Annotated in this window: 1 protein-coding gene and 1 pseudogene; one reads left to right on the plus strand and one right to left on the minus strand. The window is 58.2% G+C overall.

The annotated features are described in order from the left end of the window. On the minus strand, positions 1 to 2249 hold a 2249-nt coding region (locus ACH2EH_RS23950; RefSeq protein ID WP_395145767.1), incomplete at its 3' end, for a BTAD domain-containing putative transcriptional regulator. Positions 2250 to 2597: 348 nt separating this feature from the next. Between ACH2EH_RS23950 and ACH2EH_RS23955 the strand changes: the two are divergent. Next, positions 2598 to 2849: pseudogene (locus ACH2EH_RS23955) on the plus strand (hypothetical protein); the annotation flags it as partial.

Here is a 2849-nt window from a genome sequence, read left to right on the forward strand (position 1 = left end):
TGGAGACGAGACTCATGACCTAGCTCGCGGCGCTGACCAACCAAAACGGGGGGAGACACATCGGAGACACAGAACGCATTGTTGACATCGGCAGCCAGATCCATCGTGGGATGCCCGTCCTCGGACGCGAAGCGCTGTTTTTCTTCAAGCTGCCCCGTCGGGCTGACACGTAGGAGAAGCGTGTCACCGTTGGTGAACAGGTTGAAAATGGTTTGCTCTGTCAGGTAGGCAGTGATAAAAGCGCCTCCGTAGGGATCAGCCAGAACATGGGGGCTGGCCAGGCTACGGTCCGGCTTCGTGGCAGACAGCGGGAGCTTCCAGCGCAGACGCCCGCTCTCATCGAACATCACCACACGCGACTCAACAGCGCCGTCCGCATGGGTGAACTGGCCCGCCAGTGTCATGCGAATACCATTACTGGAGAGTTGTGCACTCTCTAGGCGCAGGTCAGCCTGCACTTCAGAGTCCCATGAGGTTCCCTGCAGCTCACCCGAGGCCGAGTAGCGTGTCAGGGCCAGCGCGGCGCCGGGAGGAGATGCCATTCCCAAGATCCCGGCCACAAAGACCTGGTCGAAGCGGCTCACCTGGATCGCCCCCACTTTATCGGCACCTTGCCCAGGCCCATCCACCGTATGTTGCCAGAGCGCCTGACCGCTCGGGCTGTAGGCCGCGACAAGCCAGTCCGTGTTGGGATTACCTGATACCGATGTGTTCCCTGCTAGAAACACGTCACCATGGGAATTGGCACAGAGTGCTGCAAAAGTGGCCTCTTTCTCTTTGCCTGCCTGTGTGACGGTACGGCTCCAAAGCAGAGCGCCGTCAGTGGCGTAGTGAAGCAACAGCGGCTGGCGTTTCCCAGCCACCAGCATCGTCCCGCCGAGATAAGCTCCACCTGTCCCATCACTGATCACCCGAACCCCATGCCCTTCGTTATTGGTTAGTGCCGTCGAAAAACGCGACCAAAGCAGGTTGCCCCCGCTATCGTACTTGAGGAGTGTCAGATACCAGCCCTTAGGTCGCCCGGGTGCTTCTGGGAAGTAGGACTCTCCCGCGACATAGAAACTCTTTGGATCACCCACCGCCACACAGAATGCTCGGTCGCAGTCGTGGCCCGGCCCTGAGAAACGATGCCGCTTGAGCAGGGTGCCATCGGGCGCGAAGAAGACAGCCAGGATATCAACGTCCTCTTTCTCCGTGTCCACCAGCCCGGCCACACAGACACGGCCATCGGGGAGTGACGCCACCGCGGTGGCGTCGGAGCTGGTGTCCGTCTGGGTGTGTTTCTCACCAGGGCCGGGATGATCCAGATAATACCAACGAACACTTGCCTTACGTAGAACCGGTGCAGACGGCAGATTTTTTTTCCGGCTCAGCTGGATAATCACTACTGCCAGCAGAAGAACCGGAACCATGAGCCAGAGAAAATGGGCATGTCGAGGGGCAGACGCTCTCGGGACGAGCGCTTTCGGCAGAGGCAAGCTCACCGGTGCCCGTGGTGCTTCAGGACGCGCGGGAACCTGGCTTAGCGGTTGTAAGAACTCAGTGAGGACATCGGGCGGAGCACTTCCCAGAGCTTCCTGCCAGACCCGTTCCGCTTCTTGATACTGTCGCCGTGCGGCTCCAGACTGCCCCTGGGACTGGTAGAGCCGCATCAGCTCGGTATTGGCTGCAAGATTAAGAGGATCTCGCGCCAGAAGTCGCTGCAGTGCGGTCACCGCTTCGGTGTTTTTCCGGTGTTCGCGTGCCCAGAAAACCTGTCGCCAGAGTGCTCTCTCGAAGATCTCCTCCACCTCACGTCGGTGCCCGTTCACCAGCTCATCATGGCCGGTGAGTAGTGGCCCCCGATAGAGGTCAAGGATAGTGACGACTGCCGGTTCGTCGTGGGGCGAGCCAAGCTGGTGAGCGGCGACCTGAAAACGGGCCCAGTCGCTCAGAATGCGCTCAGGCACCACACTGACCGTCGTACGGGTGATTTGAAGCAGGCCACCGTCTTCTTCCGTTCCAAAGAGACGCCGCAACACCGCCAGCTCCTGACGCAGGCGGGTACGTTTACTGGTTAGCTCCTGGGTGGGCCAGAGCAGCTCCGCAAGAGCCTCCCGTGCATGTGCTTTTCCCGGCTCAAGACAAAGATAGGCAAAGAGCGACTCCGCGTGACGCCCCGGGAAGAGAACACATTGCCCGGAAGCATCATGCACCTCTACTTCGCCAAGCAAGAAAACACTCCAGATCGGCCCTATCTTGGTTGTCATAAGCCCTCCTCTGGAGTTTACCTGTACAATTCGTGTTTCACAATTCCGCCCACAGGAACGTGGGCGTCTGCGGGCGCTTCGCGCCATAATGTCGCAAGCGACTGGGAACTCGGTATTATCTGAGCGTTTTGCATGAATCTCTCCACCGCCGATTGAAATCGGCGTCTAAGAGCCTCGTTCCTCGGCTACGAAGTCGCTCCGCGACTGAGAACTTAGGAACTCGGTAGTCGCGGAGCGACTTTTTGGCCGAAGGCCCCCAGACGCCCACTTTTCAGTGGGCGGATAACGATTCGTGCAAAAAGCTCATCTTTGTTATAATAGGTCTGTTCACTCAAGGAGGTTGAGTCTATGATTCCGTACCGCGCTAAAAACCCGCCAGAGAGTTTCCCTTATGCCACGATTGGCCTAATCGCTATCAACACACTGATCTATATTTTCACCAGCGAGTACTTGCTCGTTGCTAAAGAGGGTGTTGTTAAGGATTGGGCAATCTCACACGATACTTTCTCCCCAATTCGCATGGTCAGCTCGATATTCTTGCACGGGAGCCTCATGCACTTGCTTCTCTGGCTCTTTGGCGCGGCGGTGGAGGGCCGCCTT

It is taken from the genome of Armatimonas sp., assembly GCF_043760365.1.
In the GTDB taxonomy this organism is placed as follows: domain Bacteria; phylum Armatimonadota; class Armatimonadia; order Armatimonadales; family Armatimonadaceae; genus Armatimonas.